Genomic DNA, 24897 nt, shown 5'->3' with positions numbered 1-24897 from the left:
CGGGCGCGGCGCCACGCGGTGCTACAACGTCGGCCGACGCCGACAGCCGAGGTTCCAGGATGCAAGCGACGATCGATCTCCGCTCCGACACCGTCACCCGACCGACCGCGGCCATGCGCGCCGCCATGGCCGCGGCCGAGGTCGGCGACGACGTGTACCGGGAGGACCCCACCGTGCGGGCGCTCGAGGAGCGCGTCGCGGAGCTCACGGGCAAGGAGGCGGCGCTCTTCGTGCCGAGCGGCACGATGGGCAACCAGATCGCGCTCCTCTGCCACACGCAGCGCGGCGACGAGGTGATCGCGGGCGAGGGCGCGCACTGCGCGTTCTACGAGAGCGGCGCCGCGCCCGCCTGGAGCGGCGTGCAGTTCGTCTTCGCCGGGCGCGGCGGCCTGTTCAAGGCGGCCGACGTCGAGGACGCGATCAAGCCGCCGCAGTACTACCTCCCGCGCACGCGCCTCGTCGCGATAGAGAACACCCACAACCGCGCGGGCGGCCGCGTCTTCCCGCAGGAGGACGTGCTCGCCATCGCGTCGGTCGCGCGCGCGCACGGGCTCGCGCTGCACCTCGACGGGGCGCGCCTCTGGAACGCGGCGGTCGCCACCGGTCGAACGCCCGCCGAGCTGGCCGCGCCGTTCGACACGGTGAGCGTCTGCTTCTCGAAGGGCCTGGGCGCGCCCGTCGGCTCTGCGCTGTGCGGCAGCGCCGACGTGGTCCGCGCCGCGCTGCGCTTCCGGAAGATGCTCGGCGGCGGCATGCGGCAGGCCGGCGTGCTCGCGGCCGCCGCCCTGTACGCGCTCGCGCACCACCAGGGCCGCATCGCCGAGGACCACGAGGCCGCGCGCGCCATCGCGCGGGCGATGCGCGCGGCGGCCTTTCGCGCGGTGGGGCGGTCCGCGACGGGCGCGCCGCCCGCGACGATCGAGGAGCCCGAGACGAACATCCTCTACATCGAGACGCCCGGCATCCCGGCCGAGCGGCTCGTCGAGGCCGCCCGGCGGCGCGGCGTGCTCGTGGGGGCGACGGGCCGGAGCGCCGTCCGCGCCGTAACCCACCTCGATCTCGCGCCGGAGCAGGTCGCGCCCGCGGCGAGCGCCCTCGCCGAGGCGCTCGCCGAGGTGCTGGCGCTGCCGCGCGATCGCGGCGCCGAGGGCGCGCGCGCATGAGCCGCCGCCCCAGGAACGCCCCCGCGCCGGCGCTCGCCCTCGCGATCGCGATCGCCGCGCTGCTCGGCCCCGCGTGCGCGCCGGTGCGCGGCGACGCCTACCTCACCGCGATGACCGCCGGCGAGCGCGCCTACCACGCGGGGCGCTACCGCGAGGCGGCCCGCTCGTTCGACGACGCCGCGTCGCAGGCGCTGCGCGTGAAGGACCGCGACGAGGCGCGCCTCATGCAAGCGCGCTCGTTCGAGCGCGCGGAGTCCTGGGGCGAGGCGCGCGCGTCGTACGAGCGGCTGCTCGCCGACTCGCCGCGCGGGCCGCGCTCGGAGCGCGCGGAGTTCGAGCTCGCCGATCTCGCGATCGAGCACGGCGACGCGGACGCGGGCTACGCGATGCTGCTGGCGGCGACGCTGCGCCGCCCGTCGCACGGGCTCGCGCGCAACGCGCTGAAGCGGCTCATCCAGCGCGAAGAAGACCGCGCCGGCGCGGCGGGCGCGCTCGCGTGGCTGCGGCAGCACGGCCCCGCGCTCCGCGGGACGGAGCTCGATCAGGACGTCGCCTACCACACAGCGCTCGTCCTTGAGCGGAGCGGCGATCGAGAGGCCGCGCTGCGCGCGCTCGTCGCCGCCGCGCGCGCGCACCCGTATCCGGTCGGCAGCTTGACGGACGACGCCCTGTTCCACGCGGCGGAGCTCGCCGCGTCCCTCGGGCGCCCCGAGGAGGCCATCGGCTACCTGAGGGAGATGCTCTCGGCGCGCGAGCCGGCCGTCACCGGCAGCTACGACCGCGAGAAGTTCGACGACGCGCAGCTCGAGATCGCGCGCCTCTACCGCGACGCGCTCGGCGATCGCGCGGCCGCGCGCCGCGAGCTGCGCAAGCTCTACACGGACCACCCCGCGTCCATCCTGCGCGACGACGCGCTCTGGGCCGAGGCGAAGCTGTGGCGCGAGGAGGGTCGGAACGACGAGGCGTGCGCCACCGCGGCCCGGATTGCCCGGGAGCTCCCCGACTCGCGCTACGCGCGCTGCGCGCACGCGATATGTCCGTCGCTCCCTGCGGCGCCTCGCCCGTGCGCGGACTACATCCTCCGCGAGCTCGACGGCGGCAAGGACCCCTGACGCGGGGACGCCGCGCGGCGCGCCGCCGCGGCGGCGGGCCGACCGCGCTCAGTCGTCCTCGTCGTCCTCGGGCTCCAGCTCAGCGTCGTCGTCGCCGTCCTCGTCCTCGTCGTCGTCGGCAAGGTCATCGTCGTCGGCCTCGTCGAGGTCGTCGTCGTCCTCGCGCGGCTCGTACTTCAGATCGATGCCGATGTCGCCGAGCTGGGTCTCGAGGAGCTCGAAGAGCTCGTCCACGTCGTCGCCCCCCCACTCGTCGAGCACGTCGGTCAAGAACTCAAAAAAATCACCGCTGTCCAGACGACGCTCGATCTCTTCGACCTGCTCCTCCGAGAACGCCTCGAGGACGTCCTCGCGCAGCGCTTCGGTGTCGCCTTCCTCAACGGCATCCGCCGCAGAGAGGCGGATCTGCTTTACGGCACGCTTGTCGAGGTGAATCTCCATGAAGGTGGCTTCGTTTAGGCGACCCTCGCAGCTGCCGTCAAGCGGCGTATGGTGTCGAGCTTCAAGAGACCGCTCGCCTCCCCCTTCCGTCGCGTCTTTTCCTGGGGGGCGCGCGAGACGCGAAGGAGGCGCGGCGGGCACGTAGAGGCGCGGAGGTGCCCCAGGCGGCCGCGCGCGCCCACGTCGGAGGTCGGCGCGGGCGCGCTCCCGCGCCCGCGCGACGGAGGAGCGTTGCCGGCGGCAGATCTCTCGCGTATCTCAAACGACTCGTGCGTTTGCGATCTCCGCCCGGCGCGCTCTCGGCCGCGATCATCGCGGCCGGCGCCCTGCTGTCCTTGACAGCGCGGGCCGCGCCTCCGCACCCCCGGGCCGAGGGCGCCCTCCACGACGCCGCGCCAGGCGCTCCCCCCGGCGGCCGGACGGGAGGAGGCCCCGGCGAAGGGGCCGAGGACGGCCGCGCCACGCCCGACGGGAGCGCTCGGCTCGACGCGGCACGGGGCGAGGCCGCCGCCGAGCACGAGCCAGCGCCTGCCGTCAAGCCGCGCGTCGAGCTCGCCTCCCGACCGCCGCCGCTGCACGTCGAGTACGTGCAGTACGGCGTCGCCCTCGTGGCCGAGATGAGCCTCGATCCTGGCGCTGCCTGCCCGCGCTCCGGGCCCCTCTACGCGTGCATCCTGGGCAGCGGAGGCGGGCTCGCGATCCGCGGCGGATACCGCTCGCCGGGCCCCTGGTACTTCGGCGGCGCGTACCAGTTCACCAAGATGGACTCGAGCAACCTCTACCGGCTTGGAATCTTCCAGCAGCTCCGGGCCGAGATGAGGTACCTGCCAGACATCGGCTACCGGGCGGCTCCCTACTTTTCCGCCGGCGTCGGCGGCGTCGCCTACGGGAACGAGTGGGGCGTCGAGACGGGCGGCGCGCTCATCTTCGGCGGCGTCGGGGTCGAGCTGGAGGTCTCGCGCCGCGCGGTGCTCGGCGTCAGCTGCGTGTACCGGCCGGTGCTCCTCGCTGGCTGGAGGGACACGGCCAACTACGAGCGGGCCACCGCCATCGCGCAATTCGTCGGCTTCGAGCTCCTTCTCGAGGTGCGGACCGAGGTCGGCCGGCGCTGAGCGGTTCCCCTGTCCGCTCGAGAGAACGCACCGGCTACTTGACTCGACCGTCGCTCCGCGGTCCCCTCGGCAGCGTGATCTGCGATGTGTGCGGCCGCGACAACGCTGGCGATCTGACGTTCTGTCAGGATTGCGGCCGACGGCTGAAGGCTCGAGAGGCGCGGGTCGTCCCGCCGACGCCGCCGAGCGGCTTGCCGCAGGTGTCGCTCCCGGCCCTGCCCGCGCCCGCGCAGGCCGAGGCGCCGCCGGCGAACGACGCCCGCGCGGCCGCCAGGGCGCCGGGGCCTCGCGGCGCGCCGGGGCGCCTTCGCCCGGAGGCGCCCGTGTTCTCCTTCAGCCCGCTCAGCGCGGCGAGGACGGAGCCAGCGATGCCGGCGGTGCACGGCCGCGCCGAGGGCGCCACGCGCCCGGCGCGCGAGGGCGCCGCGACGCCGGCTGCTGGCGCGCTGGACAGCGCGATCCAGATGGTGCCAGCCCTGCAAGGGCCGAGGGTCACCGAGCGGGGTGACGCGCCAGCGCCGCCCGCGACGCCCTCGATCACCGACGCGATCCTGGGGCTCTCCTGCGCGAACTGTAACGGGGAGAACCCTCCGGGCTACCGCTTCTGCGTTACGTGCGGCGCGGCGCTGAACAGGAGAGAAGGCGGAGCGCCGGCGGGCGCCCCGCAGCCGGCGAGCCAGGTGTCGAAGCGCGCCAGGGGAGAGCGCGGCGAGCCAGGCACCGCGCTCTCCCCTGGCGCGCCGTACATGGCGCCCCCGCCCCACGAGGAGATCGGGACGACCGCGCGAGGTCTCCACGACGTCACGCCCGCCGCGCCCCGGCACGCGCCGCCTGCGGAGGCCGCGCCGCCGCCCGCGGCGCGCGACGAGCGCCCCGGCGCCGTAGACGCGCATCAACGGGCCGGCGCGCCGGCCAGGCCGGCTCCGCCCCCGCTGCCCCCGGTCGCCCTGCCCCCAGCGCGCGTGCCCCCGCCCGCGGCCAGCGGGAGCAACGCGGACAAGATCGTCGGCTCGCCGGTTGTCGACATCGCGTCGTCGCAGCGGGCTCCCGTCCCGCCGGTCGAGTGCGCGCGCTGTCGCGGTCAGTGCCTGGCGGGCACGCGGTTCTGCAAATATTGCGGTGCGCCCCTCGAGGGCGAGCGGCCCGCCTCCGAGCGCCCCTCCAGGGCCGCCTCCGAACGCCCGCAGCCCGCGCCCGCGCTCGCCCCGGACGCCCGGCGCGACCCGCAGCGGCCCCCGCAGACTGCCGAGCCCGCCGGGCCGATCTCGAATGAGGCGAGCAGCGCGCCGCCGGCCTCCCAGCGGCCGCTCGCGCCGCTGCGCGCGTCCCTCTCGGTTCGCCCGCCGGCGTGGGTTCCGGCTGACACCCAGCCGACCCGAGCGCTCGAGGGCAAGCTCATCGTGATCGTCGAAGACGGGACCGAGGGGAAGAGCTTCCCCCTGGCGGGGCCGCAGATCGACATCGGCCGCACCGAGGGGGATATCCTCCTCGAGGACGACCAGTACGTCTCGCCGCGGCACGCGCGGATCATCCCGCAGGAAGGGTCCTGGGTTCTCCGTGACCTGGGCAGCGTCAACCGCATCTACCTCCGCATCCGTAAGACGCACCCCCTCCGAGATGGCGACTTGCTCCTCCTGGGCCTCGAGGTGTTACAGTTTCAGACCGTGAACGACGGCGAGCGAGGCCTCGGCCATGCCATCCAGCATGGAACGTTGCTGTTTGGCTCGCCCGCCATCCACCGCCGGGCGAGACTCTGCCAGCGGACGGTGGAGGGCGTGACGCGGGACGTGTACCACCTCTACCGGGATGAGACGGTGATCGGACGGGAGACGGGAGACATCGTATTCACGGCCGATCCGTTCCTCTCGCGACGCCACGCCGCCATCCGGAGGAACCCGGCCACGGGGGAGTTCACGCTCAGCGACCTGGACTCGTCGAACGGGACCTACGTCGCCATCCGCGAGGACGTCGGCCTCCTCGATCGCGATTTCGTGCGCATCGGGCAGCACCTGTTCCGCGTGGATCTCCCCCGATGAGCGACCAGACCGTCCGCGAAACGCCGACCGAGGCGCTGGAAGTCGAGGGGCTCCCCGGCGCGACGTCCGCAGGAACCGACTCGAGCAGCCACGCCGGCAAGGCGCTTCATGACTCCCCGCACGGCGCCGCGTCGCTCGAGCCCGGCAAGGCGGGGTCTGTGGAAGCAGGCAAGCCCGTGAACTGGAAGCCCCCGCCGCCCAAGACGCGTCCGGCCGCGAACGCCGCGCACAAGGCTGGCATCGCCGTGAAGCCCGTGAAGGCGCCCAGCACATCGAGCCCGGAGAAGGTCGGGCGGAAGCTCCCTCCGCCGCCGCGGGTGCGGCTCACCGCAGGCGGGTCGCGCGAGGAGGAAACGGATGGAAGCGCCGCACGGTCGGACGACCTCGGAGACGCAGTGACCCCCGATGCTCCGCCGGCCGCCGCTCAGGCGCACGCCTCGCTCGCGGCCGCCTCGTACGATGGCGCGCTCGACGAGACCCCTGCTGCGGAGGCCGCCCACGGCGGGCGCTTCGCGGGCGAGGCGCCGGGGGGTGGCGAGCCTGACGAGGGCGGGCAGCGCCCCGACGGCATGGACGGCGCGGCGACACCGCCCGACGAGCCGCGTCGCCCCGAGGTCGTGCTGCGGCTGTTCGGCCGGACCGACGTGGGCCAGGTCCGCGAGCACAACGAGGACAACTTCATCGTCGCGGATCTCACGAAGGCGAGCCGCGGCCTGATGGAGATGGATCGCTACCAGGTCGTCGGCGAGCGGGGCGCCCTGCTCGGCGTGTGCGACGGCATGGGCGGCGCCGCGGCCGGCGAGGTCGCGAGCCAGCTCGCGGTCGACATCATCTACCAGCGGATGAGCGTCGCCGGTCCCCCGGAGAACCACGACGAGCTCGCGGCGCGGCTGGTGCAGGCGATCGAGGCGGCGGGCCTCCGGATCTTCAGCGAGGCGAAGCTCGATCGGACCCGGCGGGGGATGGGGACCACCTCGACCATCGCCGCGCTGATGGACGATCACCTGTTCCTCGGCCAGGTCGGCGACAGCCGCGCGTACGTCCTCCGCGGCGATCGGCTCGTGCAGGTGACGCGCGACCAGTCGCTCGTGAACCAGCTCATCGAGGCGGGCCAGCTCACCGAGGAGGAGGCCGAGACCTTCGAGCACAACAACATCATCCTCCAGGCGCTCGGCACCGCGGACTCGGTGCAGGTCGACCTCACCTTCGTGGAGCTCAAGCGGGGCGACACGCTGATGCTCTGTTCCGACGGGCTCTCGGGCATGGTGCGGAACGAGGAGATCCGCGAGGTGCTGCGGAGCGTCGACGATCCGATCGAGGCCTGCAAGGTGCTGACGGATCGGGCCAACCAGGCCGGCGGGCACGACAACATCACGGTGGTGGTCGCGAAGTTCGACGGCGACGGGCTCGCCGTGCCGGAGCTCGAGGACATCGAGGACCTCCGCTACCAGAAGTACGCGCTGCCCGAGCACCTCCTGGCCCAGAACGCCGCCGCGTCCGAGCCGGCGCGCAAGGTGAAGGAGCTCGACGAGAAGAAGATCTCGCAGCGCCCCCCCTCGCCGAAATCGTGGCTGAGCAGCGCGGACAGCGACATGGACGACGACGGGGACGACTACGACCACGTCGCCTCGCCCCTGCCGCCCGACGACGCGCTGGACGAGCGCAACGCCCGCGCGCCCGTCCAGGGCGACGAGCCGATCATGATCCCGACCGACGGCGCGCCGCAGTGGCTGGTGATCTTGATGATCGTGAGCGCCGTCGCGTGCGTTACCATCGCCGGCTACTACCTGCTTCGTTAGGGTGCGCGTAGCGCACGTGCGCGCGCCCCCCACCGCGATGCTGCGCAGCAACGACAAGCGTGGCCGGCAGACCCCGGCCGCCCCGCAGGAAGAGTGGCCCCCCGGGCGCCCCGACGCGGACGGCCGCGTCGACGTCGAGACCGCGCAGCGCATCGTCAAGGATGCCGTCGTGCAGGCGATGCGGCGCGAGGAGAAGGCGCTCGCGCTCGTGCGCGCCAAGGCGGACGAGGCGAGGCGCAAGGTGTCGCGCCACAACCTGCTCCTCGGGCTAGGCGTCGCCGCGGCGCTCGTCACCGTGGCCGTGGCGTTCGTGGTCACGTACCGGTCGCGCCAGGCGGCCGACGCGCTGGCGCGCGAGGTCGGCCTGGGGATCGCGCCCGCGGCGCGCCCGTCGGGCGCGATCCCGGAGCAGGTGCTCTCGGGGCGCGCCATCTTCGAGCAGAACAGGCTGGCGCTCTACGTGATGGGCTACAAGGTGGACAACCGCATCGGCGGTTGCTGCTCGGCGTTCGCCATCGCGCCCGATCTGCTCGCGACGAACGCTCACTGCGTCCGCGACTGCCGCGCCCGCGGCGGCACCTCGATCGTCACGCAGAACGACTCGATGGGGAAGATCCGCTTCCCCATCGTCGCGATGTCGGCCCACCCGGCGTACAAGCCGGGGCAGGCGGGCGCCGGCTCGCCGGACGTCGCCCTGCTCCGGATCGCCGGCAAGGCGACGCGCACGGTGAAGCTCGCGAACGACGCCGAGCTGCGGGCCATCGGGCCGGGCGACGACGCCTACGTCATCGGCTTCCCCGGTCGCCTGATGGACCCGCTGAGCCCCTCGGCGACGTTCCTGGAGGGCCGCATCGGGCGCGTGACCGGCATCGACGAGGAGGCGACGACGCCGGACCGAGCGGTCCTGATCCAGCACGACGCCGTCACGCGCGGGGGCAACAGCGGGAGCCCCATCTTCAACCAGTACGGGCACGTCATCGGCATCCACGCGGCGCACATCGACGACGAGGACAACGTCACGATCGACGGCCGGAAGGCGACGGTGACGCAGAGCTCGCCGTTCCGCATCGGGATGCGGATCGATCTGCTGCAGGGGGTCCCGGCGCCGTGATGTTACGCGTCGTACATACCTTCGGGCGCAACGCCGGCTCTGTGGAGATCCATGACCGGCGCGCGGTGCGCTTCGGTCGAGCGCCGGACAACGACGTCGTCTTCGACCCGAACCACGATCGCGACGCGAGCAGCCACCACGCCGAGGCCCGCCTCGAGGCGGCGGGCTGGGTGCTCTACGACCTCGACAGCCGCAACGGGACCTACGCGGGCGGGCAGCGGATCAAGCGGCACCCGATCGCGTCGGGCGACGAGATCACGTTCGGCGCCAAGGGCCCGCGGGTGCGGCTCGAGCTCGTCGAGCGCCGCACGTCGGGTCCGCCGCAGGCGCACGCTGTGGCCCATCACCCCTCTCCTGCCGCCGCTTACCCTGCGCCAGTGACGGGCCATCCCGCGCCCGCCGCGTACCCCGTGCCCACTGCGGGCTACTCCGCGCCCGCTGGATACCCGGCGCCCGCCGCGTACCCCGCGCCCGCTGCGTACCCCGCGCCCGCTGGATACCCGGCGCCCGCTGCGTACCCCGCGCCCGCTGGATACCCGGCGCCCGCTGCGTACCCCGCGCCCGCGGCCGCCCCCCCTGGGCACGTCCCGGCGGCGCCGCCGGCCGGAGCTCGGCGGGTCGGCGAGCGGACGATCGCCATGATGATCTCCTCGGCCGTCGCGGCTGCCACGGGGCGCGCGAAGCCCCGCGGCACCGTCGAGATCAACGCCATGCTCCACAAGGAGGTGCACGCCGCGACGGCAGGCCAGCGCCGCACGACCTACATCCTCGCCGCGCTCCTCCTGATCGCGCTCGCCAGCCTCGCCGCGCTCATCGTCTACAACCGCTCCTCCCACGACGAGATCAGCCAGCTGCGGGGGGAGCTCGCGGGCCTCTCGCCGGAGGACCCCCGGCGCAAGGAGATCGAGCGCCGCCTCGGGACGCTCCACCCCTCGAACGCCAACTTCGGGCGCAACCTCCACGACCGCTCCAGGAAGGGGATCTTCATGCTCGCCGCCGGGCGCGAGGGGTTCTGCACGGCGTTCGCGGTGCGGCCCTCCGTCCTCGTGACGAACGCCCACTGCATCACCGCGGCCAAGCGCCGGGGCGGCGCGATCGCGGCGCTCGAGAACGAGGGCCGGGGCCAGATAAGCTTCGCCGTGACCGGCATGCGGACGCACCCGCAGTACCGCGACAGCGCGGATCAGCTCACCCCGGACATCGGCACCGTGACGATCGCGGGGCGCGCGGCCGCCGTGCTCGAGCTCGCGACGCGGGAAGAGCTCGCCGCGGCCGGCGCCGGCGACGACGTGTACCTGATCGGCTTCCCGGAGCGGCTCACGGACACCGCGAACCCCGTCGCAACGTTCCTCGCCGCCAACATCGGCCGGATCACGGGCGCGAACGGCCGGCCCGCGCCCGCGGCGGAGGCCTGGCTGATCCAGCACGACGCCCGCAGCACGAGCGGCATGAGCGGGAGCCCCATCTTCAACGGCCAGGGCAAGGTCATCGGCATCAACGCCGGCGGGTACCTCGAGGGCAACGACGAGACGATCTCTGGCCAGAAGATGGAGGTGGTAAAGGCCTCCCCCTACAAGTTCGGGATGCGCATCGACCTGCTCGACGCCATCCTGCGCTGACTCCGGGCCGAGAGAGATGCTCCGCCACGCGCTCCGCAGGCTCCTCTGGACGCTGCCGACCCTCGTCGGCGTCTCGCTGCTGACCTTCTTCGTGCTCTCCTTCGTCCCGGATCCGACGGACGATCCGCTGCTCGCCAGCTCGCTCTCCAGCGCGGAGCTCGCGCGGCTCCGCCGGGAGCGCTTCCTCGACCTGCCGCGCTTCATCAACCTGGCGCCGCGCGACGTGCGCCTGCGCGCCCTCGCGGCCGCGCAGGCCATCGCGGCGGGCGGCGACGACGCGGCGGCCGCCGCCGACGAGCTGCGGCGCCTCGGCGGCGCCGCGCTGCCGCACATCCTGCCGCTCGACGCGCTCGCGCCCGAGCCGCGCACCCGCGTCGCGCTCGCGCTCGCGCCGGTCGCGGAGCGGATGGGCCTGCCGCGGGCCGACGACGCCGCGGACCCGGCGCACGCGGTCGCGTTCTGGACGCGCTTCTGGGACGACCGCGGCATCGAGTTCCGGAGCGCGTCGGTCCGGAGCGCCGTGCGGCGCCTGGTCCGCTACGGCTCCGCGTCGCGCGCCGCCGAGCTGCTGGAGCTCGACACGTTCGCCCTCCAGGCGGTGATCGCCGCGCTGCCGCCGCCGCGCGACGCCGCCACGCTCGAGCAAGCGCGCGCCCTCGTCGACGTCGCGGCCCACATCGCGGAGATCGACGACCGGATCGCCCCGGGCGACGACCTCGCGGAGGCCCGCGCGTGCGTCACGCGGTGGAGGTCGTTCTGGAACGTGTACCGCAGCGACTTCGAGGTGTTCACCGGCCCGGCGCAGCTCGCGGCGACCGTGCTCGAGACCCGCTACGGCAAGTGGGCGCTCGGCGCGGTCACCCACCGGCTCGGCGTCGCGGCGACCGGAGAGCCGGTGCTCGACGAGCTCGCGCGGCGCGCGCCCGTCACCCTCGCGCTCGTCTTCGGGGCGATCGCGCTGGCCTACGCCGTAGCGATCCCGCTCGGCGCGCTCAGCGCGGCCTCGCAGGGCCGGCGGAGCGACTCCGCGATCGCGGCCGCCGTGCTCACCGCCGCCGTCCTCCCGACCGCCGTCGTGGCCGTGGCCGCCGCGCTCCTCTCGGGCGGCGCGCGATCCCTGCTCCTGCCGACGTGCATGATCGCGCTCTCGCTCGTCGCCGCGCCGACGCGGCAGCAGCGCGCCGCGCTCGTCGCGGTCCTCGCGCAGGACTTCGTCCGGGCCGCGCGGGCGCGCGGCGCCGGCCCCGCGCGCGCCATCGCCGTCCACGGGCTCCGCAACGCCGTGCTCCCGGTCGTGACGCTCGCCATGCTCGAGCCGCCGATGGCGCTCGGCGGCGCCTTCGTCGTCGAGCGCGTCTTCGAGCTCCACGGGCTCGGCGAGCTCACGCTCCTCGCCGTCCAGGCGCGCGACGTGAGCTGGCTCATGGCCATCTCGATCGGCGCCGCGGCCATCGCCGCGCTCGGCGTGATCGCGACCGATCTCGCCTATGTGCTCGTCGATCCGCGGCTCGGCCCGGCGGTGCTCTCGCGGAGGAGCGAGGCGTGACCCACGCGACCGCGTTCCTCCGCCGGATGGTGGGCAGCAAGCGCGTCGCCATCGGCGCCGTGCTGCTCGGCGTCCTCGCCCTGCTCGCCATCTTCGCCGAGCTCCTCGCCGCCCCCGCGCCCATCGCCTGCTTCGGGCCGGGCCGCGCGGAGATCCTGCCCGCGGTCACCGAGGGCGCCGCGCTCGAGTCGCTCACCGAGGCCGAGCTCAGGGTGCGCTTCGAGGGCTTCGCGATCTGGCCGCCCATCCGCTACGGCCCGGAGCAGCGCACCGACGCCGGCCCGAACGCGTCGCCGTCCCTCGACCACCCGCTCGGCACGGACTTCGAGAGCCGCGATCTCGCCGCGCGGCTGATCTACGGCGCGCGCACGGCGCTCGGCCTGTCGCTCAGCGCGGTGCTCGTGGGCATGTTCCTCGGCGTCGTGCTCGGCGGGCTCGCGGGCACGCTGCGCGGCGTCTGGAACGACGGCCTCGTCCGCCTCGTCGAGACGGTCGACACCTTCCCGGCGATCCTCGTCGTGGCCATCGTGCGGGCGATCGAGCGCGAGCCCTCCGCGCTGTCGCTGGTGCTCGCGGTCGCCTTCGTCCGCTGGGCGGAGATCGCGCGCCTCGTGCGCGCCGAGGTGCTGCGCGCGTCGAGCGAGGAGTACGTGGCGGCCGCGCACGCGCTCGGCAGCACCCGGCTGCGCGTCTTCTACCGCCACATCCTCCCGAACGCGCTCGGCCCCGTGATCGTGAGCTCGGTGCTCGGCGTCGCGTCCGTCGTCCTGCTCGAGGCGGCGATCTCCTTCCTCGGGATGGGCGCGCCCGCGCGCGTGGCCTCGTGGGGGGAGACGCTGGGCCAGGCGGCGCGGCACCCGAGCGAGATCCGGCTGCTCGTCTTCCCTTTCGTGCTGCTCCTGGCGACGGTCGGCGGCTCTTACCTGATCGCCGACGCCCTGCGCGACTCCATCGATACACGCACCGTGCGCGCGCGCGTCCCGCGCTGACGGGGCGGGGCGCGGGGGCTGCACGTCCGCAGGCGCCGCCGGCCGTGCAGCGCTCTCGCGCGCCGAAATTGCGCTGAAATCCCGTTCATCTCCGCGATCTCGGCGGCGGAGCCCTCGCGCCGCTCGATCTCGCAAGAAAGGCCCGCTATGAATTCGCCCGCCATGGCCGTTCCCGAGATCAACGAGCAGGAGTTCGAGCGCGAGGTGCTCCGCAGCGAGTTGCCCGTGCTCATCGATTTCACCGCCACCTGGTGCGGACCGTGCAAGACGGTCGCGCCGGAGGTCGACGCCATCGCGCGCGAGCTCGAAGGCAAGGCCAAGGTGGTCAAGGTCGACATCGACCGGTCGAAGCGCATCGCCACCACGCTGCGCATCCAGGCCGTCCCGACGTTCATGGTCTTTCATCGAGGCCGCCCGGTGGCCGCCGAGCAGGGCGTCCTCAACCGGAAGCAGCTCCGCGAGCTGCTCGATCCGTTCCTCCCGCGCGCCGAGGGCGCCATCCGGGCGGCCGAGCTGGCGCAGCTGATCCGGGAGGGTCAAGTGGTCCCCGTGGACACGCGCGAGACCCCCGCCTACGGCCGCGCCCACATCCCGGGCGCTGTGCACATCCCGATCGAGGAGATCGAGGGCCGGCTCGCCGAGCTCCACATGCTGGCCGGCGCGCCCGTCCTCTATTGCCGCTCCGGCGACAAGTCGAAGGACGTCGCCGCGAAGCTCGCCGAGGAGGGCGTGCCCGTCGCGTTCCTCGAGGGCGGCTTCCTCTCGTGGGAGGCCGAGGCGCTCCCGATCCAGCGCCCCGACTGACCGCTACGGCAGGGTGACGCAGCGCCGCTCGGCGAGCTCGGCGCCGCGCGGCAGCACCCTGCGCGGCGCGGCGTCACCCCTTGGCGGCCGACAGCGCCGCCGAGACGACCTCGCGCACCGGCACGCCGTGCGTCCTCGCCGCCGCGGCGCAATCGTCGAACTCCGGCTTGATCTGCGGCGGCCCGAACGGCCCCTCGCTGATCTTCACCCGGATGGCTCCGTACGCCGTCTGCACCGTGATGATCCGCCGCGGCCGCTCGGTGCGCGCGACCGGGATCTTCCGTAGCCCGATGCTGGTCGTCTCGCGGAGCAGCGCCGTCGCGACGGCGTCGGCCTGGGGGGCGGCCGCGAGCGCCGCGATCGTCAGGGCGGGGCGCCCTTTCTTCATGGTGATCGGCGCCGCCCAGGCGTCGAGCGCGCCCGCCGCGAACAGCGCCTCGATCGCGTGCCCTGCCACCTCGCCCGTCAGATCGTCGACGTTCGCCTCGACGATCACGTGCGACGCGCTGCCGAGGCTCTCGTCTCCACCCGTGCGCGTCCCGAGCACGACCCGCAGCAGGTTGGGGCGGTCCGGCAGCTCGCGCTGACCGGCGCCGAAGCCGATCCGATCGGGGGCGAACGTCGGCCAGCGCTCGAACCGGGTCGCCAGCGTGGCGATGATGGCAGCGCCGGTGGGCGTGACCAGCTCGGCGTCGAGCTCGACGCCGTAGGTCGGGACGCCGCGGAGGCACGCGACCGCCGCGGGCGGCGGCAGCGGGAGGATCCCGTGCCGCGCCTTCACGAACCCGCGCCCCATGGGCAGCGGCGATCCGACGACCTCCGCTCCGATGTGCACGATCGCGGCGGCGGCGCCCACGATGTCCACGATCGCGTCGACGGCGCCGACCTCGTGGAAGTGCACGTCTTCCAGGCGGATCCGGTGCACGGCGGCCTCCGCCTCGCCGAGGCGCCGGAAGATCCGGCGCGCCAGCGCGGCGACCGGTGGATCGAGCGGCGCGGCGGCGAGCATGGCGTCGATGGATCCGTAGGTGCGCTCCGGCTGCGGCGCCTCGACGTGCACGTCGAACGAGGTCGCCACGATGCCGCTCCGATGGGCGTGCCCGCGGTGCAGGTGGAACCCATCGAGCGGCAGCGCGGCGACGGCGCGCTCGATGACGAGGAGGGGCACCCCGAGATCGAGCAGCGCGGCGATGGTCATGTCGCCCGCGATCCCGCTGAAGGCGTCGAAGAACAGGACCTTGCCCGTGCCCGCGCCCTCCTCGAGGAGCGGCGCCCGCGGATGGTCGTGCGCGTGCCCGTGGTCGTGATGGCCCCCGTGCGCGTGCACGTGATGGCCCTCGTGCGCGAGCCCGTGATCGTGATGGCCCCCGTGCGCGTGCCCGTGATCGTGATGGCCCTCGTGCCCGTGTCCGTGGTCGTGATGGCTTTCGTGCCCGTGTCCGTGGTCGTGATGGCCCCCGTGGTGGAGCTCGTCTCCGTGCGCATCCCCGTGCGCGTGGTCGTGATCGTGCCCGTGTCCCATCTCTCGCCTTCTCCGTTCCCCGGGCGCCTTCGCGGCGCGGCGCTCCCGCGGTCGCGCTCGCTCCGAGCTACTCCTTCGGCAACATGCGATGCGCCACCATCGCCGCGCCGAAGCCGCTGTCGATGTTGACCACGGCGACTCCGGAGGCACACGACGTGAGCATGGCGAAGAGCGGGGTGAAGCCGCCCAGGGCCGTGCCGTAGCCGACCGACGTCGGCACCGCGATCACCGGCGCCGCCACGAGCCCGCCGACCACGCTGGGCAACGCGCCTTCCATGCCCGCGACCACGATCACGGCCGACGCCTTGCGCAGCTCCTCGACGCGATGGAGAAAGCGGTGCAGCCCCGCGACCCCCACGTCGTACAGCCGCTTCGCCTCGAGGCCCACGGCGCGCAGCGTCTCGATGGCCTCCTCGGCGACCGGCAGATCGCTCGTGCCCGCGGTCACGACGGCGACCGCCCCGGCGGTGCGCTTCGGCGGCGGCGCGACCTCGATGCTGCCGGTCCGCGCGAGGGGCACATAACGGAACGCGGGCAAGAGCGCCGAGACCGCCGCGCCCTTCGCGGCGTCGACCCGGGTCACGAGCACGTTCTGCCCCGCCCCCGAGATCTCCCCGGCGATCAGGGCGATCTGCTCGGGTGTCTTCCCTTCGCCGAAGATCACCTCGGGGACGCCCTGCCTGAGCGCGCGGTGGTGATCGACGGTCGCGACGCCCAGGTCCCGGAAAGGCAGCCCTCGGAGGGCATCGAGCGCCTCCTCGACGGCAAGCTCGCCGGCCCGAACGCGCTCAAGCATCTCCCGGACGAGGCGCGGCTCCATGCGCGCAGCCGCTTAGCGCGGCGGCGTCCCCAGAGCAAACGTTCCGCCCCGCCTGCCCAGCGGCGCCCGGAAGAGCCCTTGTGTGGGCCGCTGGAGCCGTCCTGGTCAGGAAAAGGTCCAGGCACTTTGCTCAGGAGGGGGCGACAGGACTACTTTCGGCGCCGCGTGCCCGCCTTCGTCGCTCCCCTCGTCGGCTTTGCTCTCGGTGCGCTGCTCGCCTGGTTCAGCGCTGCAGCCCCTCACCGCCTGGGCGCGCTGCGCGCGTCGGAGCCTCGGCTGGCGCCGGGCGCGCGCGCTCGGCCGCTCGCGCTCGTCTCCTTGTTCGCCTGCCTCGTCTTCGCGCCGGTTTGCGCGTACTTCCTGGTGTTCGCCCCTGATTGGAGCTTCGCGTACCTCGTCGACACGCGTCGCATCCCGTCCGCCGTCGACCTCGTGCTCGTCCTCGTCAACGCCGCCTCGGTGCCCGCCGGGTTCGCCGCCGCGAATCGCTTCGCCGGGAGCGCTGGCGGCAGGTGGACCGCGCAGCGCGCGGTCCATGCGCTCGCCGTCCTCGCCGGCGCGCCGCTGTCGATCGCCTTGTTCGCCGTCCTGGCCCTGTCCCGGCGGCTCGCGCTCGACGGCACCTACCGGCAGGTCGAGGGCGACTTCGGCGTCCACCCGGTCGCCGGCGGTCCGCTCGGGTATGCGCTCCTCTGGATGTACACCATGCTGGCCGGCGGCTTCGCTGTCACCGTGAGCGCCCTGCTCCGGCGCGAGCCCCCGGGCGGCGCGCCGAAGGTCGAGCCCTCCCCCGGCGCGCGCCCCCGCGCCGTCCCGAGTGAGCCAGCGCCTGAGGTCGTTCCCCCCCGGCCCGCCTCGACACGCCCTCAGCGTCGGCTCGGCGTCGGCAGCGGCGGGCGCTCGAACCGGCCGGGCTGAGACGCCCCTGGTGCGCGCGCGGAGGCGACCGCGTCACCGCGTTGACGGAGCCAGCCCGCTCCACCACCCTGTCGCCCCATGTCCGAACGAGCCCGCGTGGAGCAGCAGGTCGAGGAACTCATGGAGCTCGCCGAGCAGGTGGTGACGCGCGCCAGGAAGGGCGGCGCCGACGTCGCGGAGGCGATCGCCCGCTCCGGCTCCGAGCTCACCACCAAGGTGCGCCTCGGCGAGCCCGAGCTCGTCGAGGAGGCCGTCCACAAGGGCCTCGGCATGCGGATCATCAAGAAGCAGCGCGTCGCGCTGACCTCGACGTCCGACCTCACGCCCCGCGGCATCGATCGCTTCGTGGCGGACGCGCTCGAGCTCGCCGACATCTCCCAGGAGGACGCGTTCGCCGGCCCCGCCGATCCGGAGCTCATCGCCAACGGGCCGTTCCCCGCGCTCGATCTCTACGATCCCTCGGGCGGCGAGGTCACGGCCGCGCAGGCGATCGACATCGCGCGCCGAGGCGAGCAGGCCGCGCGCGACGCCGACCCGCGGATCACGAACAGCGAAGGCGCGACGTTCTCGCGGAGCGCGGGCGCCTTCGCCCTCGTCCTGTCCGGCGGGTTCCGCGGCGGCTTCGCCGGCTCGTACGCGCAGCTCGTGGTCTCCCCGATCGCCGATGACAGCGGCGACAAGAAGCGCCGCGGCTTCTACTTCACCGGCCGGCGCCACCTCGCCGACCTGGACGCCCCGGACGCCGTGGGCCGCGAGGCGGCGCGCCGGACGCTGCGCAAGCTCGGCGCCCGCAAGGTGGCGACCTGCGAGGCGCCCGTCGTCTTCGACCCGGACGTCGCCCGGTCGATGCTCGGGTTGCTCGGCTCCTGCATCATGGGCAGCTCGATCTGGCGCAAGTCGAGCTACCTCGTCGGCCGCGAGGGGACGCGCATCGCCAGCGATCTCATCACGGTCGTCGACGACCCGCTGATCCCGCGCGCGCCCGGCTCGCGTCCGTTCGACGGCGAGGGCCTCCTCGCTCGGCGCAACGTCGTGGTCGAGCAAGGCATCCTGAAGACGTACCTGTGCGACAGCTACAGCGGCCGGAAGCTCAAGCGCCCGCCGACCGCCAGCGCCTCGCGCGGCGCTGGCGGCGGCGTCGGGCCGTCCACGTCGAACTTCCTCCTCCAGCCCACGTCCACGCCGGCGGCGGAGATCGTCCGTTCCACGCCGCGCGGGCTGTACGTCACCGAGATGATGGGCTTCGGCTTCAACGCCGTGACCGGCGACTTTTCCCGGGGTGCGTCCGGCTTCTGGATCGAGAATGGAGAGCTCGCCTATCCGGTGAGCGAGGTAACCATCTCACTCAACCTTGACGAGCTCTTGCAGCGGATCGACGCCGTCGGGGACGATCTGGATCTCCGGACGTCGACGTGCTCACCGACGTTCCGGGTCTCCTCCATGACCATCGCTGGAAGCTGAAGCGCCTCCGTCCGAGGAGCCGTGCTCCTCGGGCGCGTCTTTCTCCAGGAGACTCCGAAGCGGACTCGACAGCAGGGTTGCGAGCGACCCATCAACCGGCCCCTGGTTGTGCTGCAGGAGGGGGTCCTGACCTCAGCGGCTCGCTCTACAGTGCTGCGGCTCCTGGCGGAGCCTCCTCGGGCGCGACCGGCCGTCCTAGCCCAGCCTCTTCTGCTGGGCGTAGGACGGCCGGGGCCCTGGCTCAGCGCGAGGACCCGCCTGCGGCGAGGCTCCGCGGCGGCTCTTCCGACGCCGGACCGCTCGCCGCCTGGAGGGGCGCCGCCGTCTGCGCGGCCGCTTCGGGCACGAGGAAGCCCTTCAGCTGCTGCGCGTCGCTCCGGCCGATCCGGCCGACGAACGACGGCAGGCTGATCGGCTCATCTGATAAGGCGACGAAGGTCCCCTGCGAGTTCGCTCGGTGGAGCGCCTCGAAGAGAGAGGGGACGTCCACGTCGCTGGACACCGCCCGCACGTCGACGATGTACACGTCCGCGGGGTCCGCCCCCGCGAAGATCAGCGCGTCATACGGGTGGCTCGCGTGCCGGATGGGCACGCCTTCCCCGAGGGCTCGCGCCACGTGGGCCATCGTATCCTTGGTGCCGATGGCCATCATCGACTTGGAGGTCGCCTTGGCGAGCTCCCTGGGCACCGAATAGCCCCATGCACGGAGGAACTCGGCCACGTCCGCCGCCTTGAAGCGCAAGTGTCTCCCCGGCGTACGGAAATGGGCAATCCTCCCCCGATCTACCCAGTTATGGATTGTCTTCAAGTCGACCTCGCACAAGGCTGCGAGGTCCGATGCCGTCAACAGCTTTTCACGAACACCAGCCATCGCCGAACTCCACGCGAAAGGCACCTGCCGCACAGCTCGCGTTCACAGCGCGGCAGCGTCTCCTCAGGTGGCGGCCCCCCCACCCGTCTGTCTACTCGATTGAAACCTAGCTCTCATAGACGGGTCCGTCACCCGCTTTGCTCGAATTTTCTCGGCCCCATGGCGAGTTCGCCCCGCGCGGAGGCAAACTCCCCATCCTTCAGGGGATCTCCTTGTTCATTATGTTCACGCGACCGGGCGTCGGCCAGCTGGTCGCGAAGGAGCCAGCCGAGCCGTCTGGAGCGCGCGGAGCGACGCGGGCCAGGCTCATTCCCGGCTTTGGCACGGGCGCGGCGGGCGACCTGGACAAGACAACACCTCCTCGATCCTTCAATTTGAGCGGTTCTCCCGAGTTCGACAGCCCGTGGCTGCCAAGTTTGGGAACGCGGAGAAGAAGCGTCTCGGGAGGAGGCGGAGGGTCGAGCTCATCATCAGAAACGTAGTCCTCGTTGACGACCAGAGCGTACGCGCCGGGCATGAACGAAATAGGGGGCAATTCGGTCTCACCACCCACATCGGCGAGTACAACCCCTGTGAGCTCAGCAGGGACGTCTCCGTCATTGTAGAGCTCGACCCACTCCTGCCCTGGCTCTGGCCCGGCGGGGTTCGCCAGCACCTCGTTGATGATCACATGGGGCATGGGCGCGAGCGTCATGGCCGAGAACGTCCGGCGCTCCACGACCCCGGCGTTGTCGACGGTCGCAATGGCGAGCTCCACGGGGCTCGAGGGCGGCAGGGGAGCGAGGACGAACGGCTCGCCCGGCGGTACCGCGAGGACTTCGTCGAACCCCGCGCCCGCGATCGCCCAGAGCAGCGGCGCATCCGCCGAACGAACGAGGATCCGATCGTCGGCGACCCGAGCACAGCCCGGCCCGAGCGCGAGCTCGTCCGGCGCACACGCCGCCGCGATGGCGGGAAGCGGATCAGATTCCAGCATAAACGGACGCGGGTCGAGGCTCACTGCCGCCGGCTCGCCCGGTAGCGCAACGGGAGGCCCCACGAGGCGCACGCCGTCGGCCTCGGGCGGCGCCGTGGCGGTTGGCTCCCCTTCGAAGCGCAGGCAGCGCGCGCCGATGTCGTCGACAGCGCCGCGGCGCAGCTCGCCCGCCGGTCCGCCAGGCGCGAGTGTCGCTGCGGCGACCACCTCCGGGAGGGGCGCGTCGCCGCACCACACCCCCAGACCGAGGGTCGCGCCGGCGTCGGGCGGTGGCCAGAGCCGTGAGAGCACGGGCGGTGAGCCCTCCGTGGCGATCTGGATGTGGTGCGAGAACACAGGGCTGCCGCTCGCGATGGCGTAGGTCTCCCCGGGAGCGAGCGGGGCGAGCGGCGCCACGGTGAGCGAGAGGTCGCCAGGGGGAGTCCCGTTCAGCCAGGCGATCGAGGGGACGACGCGCTCCGACAGCGCCGTCGACAGCTCGCCTCGCTCTATCTGCCGGAGGTGCGCCGCGCTGAGCTTGCCGCGGACGACCAGCGCACGGGCGGGATCGACGCTCCCGAGAGCGGCGCCGGGGAGGAGCACCCGCGCCCGCAGCACCGGAGGCGCGGCGTCCAGCGGCGCGGCGGGCTCGATCTGGAGCTCGGGGCCCGCGTCTGCGGGGCCGGCGACCTCGGCGTCCTCTTCGTCACCGCCTTCATCGAGTTGCGGGGGAACGACGAGCTCCGGCGCGCAGGACAGGGGTGAGGCCGCGAGCGGCGTGAGCGCGAGCGCAAGCGGCAGCGCGCGGAGCGTGCGGGGAGTCCACGAGGGGCGAATCGGGCAACGATGGGTCATGACGCGGAGTTCGGCGGGAGCTCGCTGCCGGTTGCTCGACGTCGCTTTCTTTTTTCGAGGCCGCTACCCTCGCCCCGCATGGCCCCCGAGGACATCAAGAAGCTCCGGCAGGAGCTCGGCTGCACGGCCCGCGAGCTCGCCGGAGCGCTGGGCATCGAGCAGGAGACCGTGCTCGCGTGGGAGCACGGAGATCTCTTTCCCACGAAGCGCTTCGTGGGAATGATGGAGGAGCTGCGACGAAAAGGTCCGGAGGCGATCCCCCGCAAGAAGAGGAAACAGGTCGCTGCCTCGCCGCTCCAGCTGCTCGCCGATCCCGAGCTCTGGCGGCTCTTCCGCAAGCTCCTCGCCCACCCCGAGCTGAGGAGCGCCGCAACGAAGCTGGCCGAGGCCTATCCGGATCCGACGGATGCTCCACCGCCGTGAGCGACGGGGCGACGCGCTGGACGTTCAGACAAGGGTGAACGTTCAGTCCTCGTCATCTTCGTCGTCCTCCTCGTCTTCGTCGTCCTCATCCTCGTCGTCTTCGTCTTCGTCGTCCTCGTCCTCGTCGTCCCCGTCGTCTTCGTCGTCCTCGTCCTCGTCTTCGTCGTCCTCGTCTTCGTCGTCCTCGTCGTCCTCGTCGTCCTCGTCGTCCTCGTCCTCGTCGTCCTCGTCGTCCTCGTCGTGCGGTTCCTCCGCGACGTCGTTGGCGTGCTGGAAAGCGTCCTTTTCAGCAGGCTCACCAAGCGCTGCGTCCGCTCCCACGACAGAGATCTCCTCAGACATTTCGTCTTCCCTTGCTTCCATCGCGACCTCTCCCTCCCGCGGCGCAGCAGACGACGCGCCGACGTCTTCCGATAGGTTCTCGCTCGCACTGGCGACGCTCGTCCGGAGCGATCCCTCCGCGCCGGCGAAGCTCTCCTGTCCCGGCGTCACCCCCCCCGTCTCGGGCGGCTCTTCGCCGAGCTCACGCTCATAGGCACGGCGCGACTCCTCGGTCAGCTCGGTGAACTCACGCAGGGTGGGCAGCTCGCCGAGCGCCTTCAGGCCGAAGAACTCGAGGAACTGCGCCGTCGTGCCGTACAGCATCGGGCGCCCAGGCTCGTCCTTCTTGCCCAGGATCCTCACGAGATCACGCTCCAGGAGCGACTTGAGCGCCGCGCCGGAATCCACACCGCGGATCTCGTCGATCTCGGGCCTCGTGATCGGTTGCCGGTACGCGACGATCGCGAGCGTCTCGGTCTGGGCGCGAGACATCTTGACCGGCTTCTGCTCTGTCACCTCGCGAACGAAGGGCGCAAATGCGGGGCTCGTTCGAAAGACGTACCCTCCGGCGACCTCGTCCAGCCGAAATCCTCGTCCGTCGTACTCTGCGACGAGCTCGGCCAGCAACTCTCGCACGACGCGGTGCTCTGCGTTCGCCGAACGCGCGAGATCACGCGCCGGCACCGGTCGCTCCGCCACGAAGATGAGCGCTTCCAACACTCCCTTCAGGTGCTTGCGCGCGACGGCAGAGAGCCCGGGCGCCGTGGTTGCGCTCCGGACAGGAACGTCGGCGCGGCGCGCCGGATGACCGAGCTGGTCCCATGCGCCAGCGCGGAAGCGAGCGACCGGATCTTGCCGTGTCCCTTTCGGTGCGCGCGGCTCCTTCTTCCCACCCCTCGGCCGCTTCGTTCCGCCGAGCCATGCGTGCGCCGCCGCCCTCAGCCGCGCCGGCGTGGCCTGCGCGCTCGCCTTGGCCGGCGTGCCCTGCGCTGCCGTCTTCGGTGCACGCGGCTCCTTCTTCCCGCCCCTCGGCCGCTTCGTTCCGCCGAGCCATGCGTGCGCCGCCGCCCTCAGCCGCGCCGGCGTCGCCTGCGCGCTCGCCTTGGCCGGCGTGCCCTGCGCTGCCGTCTTCGGTGCACGCGGCTCCTTCTTCCCGCCCCTCGGCCGCTTCGTTCCGCCGAGCCATGCGTGCGCCGCCGCCCTCAGCCGCGCCGAAGCGCCCTGACCTGTCGTCGTCTTTGCTATGCGCCGCCGCTTCGCCGCGGCATCAGCCACCGTCACGGCCACTCCCCGCGTCTACCTCATCCACCTCTGTCGGCGGCGCTGCGAAGTCCTCAGCGGTCGAGTGCGCGTTCGGGCCCACCACCGCATCGCGCTCCGCCTCATCCGGAGCCGGACCGGCATCGGCTTCCGCCGCGTCCACCGCAGGCTCGCCCCCGGCGACGTCGTGCGCACGACTCGCCTCGTCCGCCATCCCGGGAAGCTCCGTCCCCGATACTTCGCCGCTCGACTCCTCAGCTGGCTCGGCCAGCTCCGGGCCCGTCGGTTCGCCGGTCGGTGACTCCGCGGCCTCTGCCAGGTCCGCGTCACCCGCCTCGACGTTCCTCTCTTCCACGGGCTCCACCAGCTCCGACCACGCCGGTTCGCTGCTCGACGCCTCCGCAGCCTCCGGTTCTACCTCCGCGAGGCTGACGTCCTCCACCCGCTCCACAGGCTCGGCCGGCTCCGACCACGCCGGTTCGCTGCTCGACGCCTCCGCAGGCTCCGGTTCTGCCTCCGCGACGCTGGTGTCCTCCATGTGATCCGCGGGCTCGACCGGCTCCAGGCTCTCCGGTGCGCCGCTCGGCGCCCCCGCGAGCTCCGATTCCGACAGTTCACCGCGCGCCTGCTCGATCGGCTCGACGAGCTCCGGACCAGGCGGCTCGCTTCGCCCTACCTCGACCGCCTCCGCAACCTCGCTCTCGGCGGCAGAAGGCGGCGCTCCTGCCTCCTCGCTCCCCGCCGTCTCGATCCGCTCCGCCGCCGGCGCGACGTCCTCGAATCCGTCATCCGCCACCGGCGCGCCATCGGCTACCGCGAGCTGGATGTGAATGGGCGCCAGCGAGTCCGTCTGATGGACCCGGATGAGCCTCAGCTTGCACATCTCGAGCACGGCCAGGAACGTGATGACGACCTCGAAGCGAGGGATCACTCCCCCCTTCGAGACGCTGTCGAGCAGCAGATCCTCGAACCGCATGGCGCGCCGCGCCGAGAGCTTCTCCGTGAGCTCGACGATGCGATCCGTGATGCTGATGCGATCGAAGACGACCTCATGATCAATCTGGACGTTCGTCCGCTTCAGCACGCGCTCGAAGGCGTCCAGCAGGCTGAAGATGGCCGTCTGCGCGAACGGAGCCGGGCCCTTCGGCACCTCGCTCTCGCTCATGCCGCGCGTGAACACGTCGCGCCCGAGCGTCCCGCGCTCGGCCAGGTCGGCCGCGGCGACCTTGTACTTCTGGTACTCCAGGAGCCGCCGGACGAGCTCCTCCCGTGGATCCTCCTCCTCACCCGGCATCCCGTCGTCGTCCTGCCCCGCAGGCACGCTCGGCAGGAGCATCTTCGACTTGATGTGCGTCAGCGTCGCCGCCATCACGAGGTACTCGCTCGCGAGGTCGATCGAGAGCGAGCGCATGATCTTCAGGTACTCGAGGTATTTTTCCGTGACGAAGCTCACGGGGATGTCGAGGATGTCGAGCTCGTGCTGCTGGATGAGGTGCAGCAGCAGGTCGAGCGGCCCCTCGAACGTGGGGAGCGTGACGACGTACTCGCCCTCGCGCGGCCCTGCATCGGCCCCCGGCGAGGCGACCTCCCGGGGCGGCGAGGCGGCCTCCCGGGCCAGCGAGGCGGCGGCCTGGCGCGCGGCGGGCGCAGGGGCGGCGCCCGCGTTGCCGCGCCCCTTGCCGCTGCGCGCCCGTGCTGCACCCGCCTTGGAACCGCTCACGCCGCGACCGTAGTCGCAAGGCGCCGGTCGGTCCACGTC

20 protein-coding genes are annotated in these 24897 nt (G+C 72.8%); 13 read left to right on the top strand and 7 right to left on the bottom strand.

All coding sequences use genetic code 11. The annotated features are described in order from the left end of the window. Positions 1 to 59: 59 nt before the first annotated feature. A complete protein-coding gene (gene ltaE, locus WMF11_RS11565; protein ID WP_437977486.1) occupies positions 60 to 1163 on the top strand; it encodes a low-specificity L-threonine aldolase in 1104 nt (367 codons plus the stop codon). Then, positions 1160 to 2275, top strand: coding sequence for a tetratricopeptide repeat protein (locus WMF11_RS11560; protein ID WP_437908460.1), 1116 nt, complete (start codon positions 1160 to 1162; stop codon positions 2273 to 2275). The genes ltaE and WMF11_RS11560 overlap by 4 nt, the downstream gene beginning before the upstream one ends. Positions 2276 to 2323: 48 nt before the next feature. Here WMF11_RS11560 and WMF11_RS11555 read toward each other — a convergent pair whose 3' ends face one another. Continuing rightward, positions 2324 to 2716, bottom strand: coding sequence for a hypothetical protein (locus WMF11_RS11555; protein ID WP_437551866.1), 393 nt, complete (start codon positions 2714 to 2716; stop codon positions 2324 to 2326). Between the two features lie 269 nt (positions 2717 to 2985). Between WMF11_RS11555 and WMF11_RS11550 the strand changes: the two genes are divergently transcribed. The 8 genes from WMF11_RS11550 (at position 2986) to trxA (ending at position 13732) form a co-directional block, all read left to right on the top strand. Next, on the top strand, positions 2986 to 3828 hold the full coding sequence (locus WMF11_RS11550) for a hypothetical protein (RefSeq protein ID WP_437977485.1): 843 nt from the start codon (positions 2986 to 2988) through the stop codon (positions 3826 to 3828). 74 nt (positions 3829 to 3902) lie between these two features. After that, the gene (locus WMF11_RS11545; RefSeq protein ID WP_437977484.1) at positions 3903 to 5864 is read left to right on the top strand and encodes an FHA domain-containing protein; all 1962 of its coding nucleotides are present in this window, start codon (positions 3903 to 3905) and stop codon (positions 5862 to 5864) included. Further along, positions 5861 to 7663 (top strand): Stp1/IreP family PP2C-type Ser/Thr phosphatase, encoded by a 1803-nt coding sequence (locus tag WMF11_RS11540; RefSeq protein ID WP_437908456.1) that lies wholly within the window; start codon positions 5861 to 5863, stop codon positions 7661 to 7663. Before WMF11_RS11545 ends, WMF11_RS11540 begins: the two co-directional genes overlap by 4 nt. A gap of 1 nt (position 7664) precedes the next feature. Further along, positions 7665 to 8774 (top strand): S1 family peptidase, encoded by a 1110-nt coding sequence (locus tag WMF11_RS11535; RefSeq protein ID WP_437977483.1) that lies wholly within the window; start codon positions 7665 to 7667, stop codon positions 8772 to 8774. Next, positions 8774 to 10393: a trypsin-like peptidase domain-containing protein gene (locus WMF11_RS11530; RefSeq protein ID WP_437979302.1), complete on the top strand. Its 1620-nt coding sequence runs from the start codon at positions 8774 to 8776 to the stop codon at positions 10391 to 10393. Before WMF11_RS11535 ends, WMF11_RS11530 begins: the two co-directional genes overlap by 1 nt. A gap of 16 nt (positions 10394 to 10409) precedes the next feature. Then, on the top strand, positions 10410 to 11939 hold the full coding sequence (locus WMF11_RS11525; RefSeq protein WP_437977482.1) for an ABC transporter permease subunit: 1530 nt from the start codon (positions 10410 to 10412) through the stop codon (positions 11937 to 11939). Continuing rightward, positions 11936 to 12928: an ABC transporter permease gene (locus WMF11_RS11520; protein WP_437551859.1), complete on the top strand. Its 993-nt coding sequence runs from the start codon at positions 11936 to 11938 to the stop codon at positions 12926 to 12928. Before WMF11_RS11525 ends, WMF11_RS11520 begins: the two co-directional genes overlap by 4 nt. 162 nt (positions 12929 to 13090) lie before the next feature. Continuing rightward, positions 13091 to 13732, top strand: a complete 642-nt coding sequence (gene trxA, locus WMF11_RS11515; protein WP_044964524.1) for a thioredoxin — start codon at positions 13091 to 13093, stop codon at positions 13730 to 13732. A gap of 73 nt (positions 13733 to 13805) precedes the next feature. On the opposite strand, the gene larC is transcribed toward trxA, so the two are convergent. Both larC and larB read right to left on the bottom strand, forming a co-directional pair. Then, positions 13806 to 15254: a nickel pincer cofactor biosynthesis protein LarC gene (gene larC / locus WMF11_RS11510; RefSeq protein WP_437977481.1), complete on the bottom strand. Its 1449-nt coding sequence runs from the start codon at positions 15252 to 15254 to the stop codon at positions 13806 to 13808. Positions 15255 to 15321: 67 nt separating this feature from the next. After that, positions 15322 to 16074 carry a nickel pincer cofactor biosynthesis protein LarB gene (gene larB / locus WMF11_RS11505; protein ID WP_437551855.1) on the bottom strand — a complete coding sequence of 251 codons (753 nt, stop codon included), beginning with the start codon at positions 16072 to 16074 and terminating at the stop codon, positions 15322 to 15324. A gap of 165 nt (positions 16075 to 16239) precedes the next feature. Here larB and WMF11_RS11500 point away from each other — a divergent pair, with 165 nt between their 5' ends. Continuing rightward, entirely contained in the window at positions 16240 to 16992 is a 753-nt protein-coding gene (locus WMF11_RS11500; RefSeq protein WP_437551853.1) for a hypothetical protein, read from the top strand. Between the two features lie 78 nt (positions 16993 to 17070). Beyond that, positions 17071 to 18453, top strand: coding sequence for a TldD/PmbA family protein (locus WMF11_RS11495; protein ID WP_437908451.1), 1383 nt, complete (start codon positions 17071 to 17073; stop codon positions 18451 to 18453). Positions 18454 to 18694: 241 nt separating this feature from the next. Here WMF11_RS11495 and WMF11_RS11490 read toward each other — a convergent pair whose 3' ends face one another. Together WMF11_RS11490 and WMF11_RS11485 are read right to left on the bottom strand one after the other, a co-directional pair. Then, positions 18695 to 19324, bottom strand: a complete 630-nt coding sequence (locus WMF11_RS11490; protein WP_437551849.1) for a helix-turn-helix domain-containing protein — start codon at positions 19322 to 19324, stop codon at positions 18695 to 18697. Positions 19325 to 19523: 199 nt separating this feature from the next. Continuing rightward, entirely contained in the window at positions 19524 to 21134 is a 1611-nt protein-coding gene (locus WMF11_RS11485; RefSeq protein ID WP_437977480.1) for a lamin tail domain-containing protein, read from the bottom strand. A 78-nt stretch (positions 21135 to 21212) separates the two neighbouring features. Here WMF11_RS11485 and WMF11_RS11480 point away from each other — a divergent pair, with 78 nt between their 5' ends. Continuing rightward, entirely contained in the window at positions 21213 to 21557 is a 345-nt protein-coding gene (locus WMF11_RS11480; protein ID WP_437908449.1) for a helix-turn-helix domain-containing protein, read from the top strand. A 42-nt stretch (positions 21558 to 21599) separates the two neighbouring features. Here WMF11_RS11480 and scpB read toward each other — a convergent pair whose 3' ends face one another. Next, on the bottom strand, positions 21600 to 22598 hold the full coding sequence (gene scpB / locus WMF11_RS11475) for an SMC-Scp complex subunit ScpB (RefSeq protein ID WP_437979301.1): 999 nt from the start codon (positions 22596 to 22598) through the stop codon (positions 21600 to 21602). A gap of 547 nt (positions 22599 to 23145) precedes the next feature. Continuing rightward, entirely contained in the window at positions 23146 to 24858 is a 1713-nt protein-coding gene (locus tag WMF11_RS11470) for a segregation/condensation protein A (RefSeq protein WP_437977479.1), read from the bottom strand. Positions 24859 to 24897 lie beyond the last annotated feature (39 nt).

Origin of the sequence: Sorangium sp. So ce295, from assembly GCF_051527405.1 — a bacterium.
Classification (GTDB): Bacteria; Myxococcota_A; Polyangia; order Polyangiales; family Polyangiaceae; genus Sorangium; species Sorangium cellulosum_B.
Note: the sequence above shows the minus strand (reverse complement) of the source record. Positions and strands in the feature narration are given on the sequence as shown.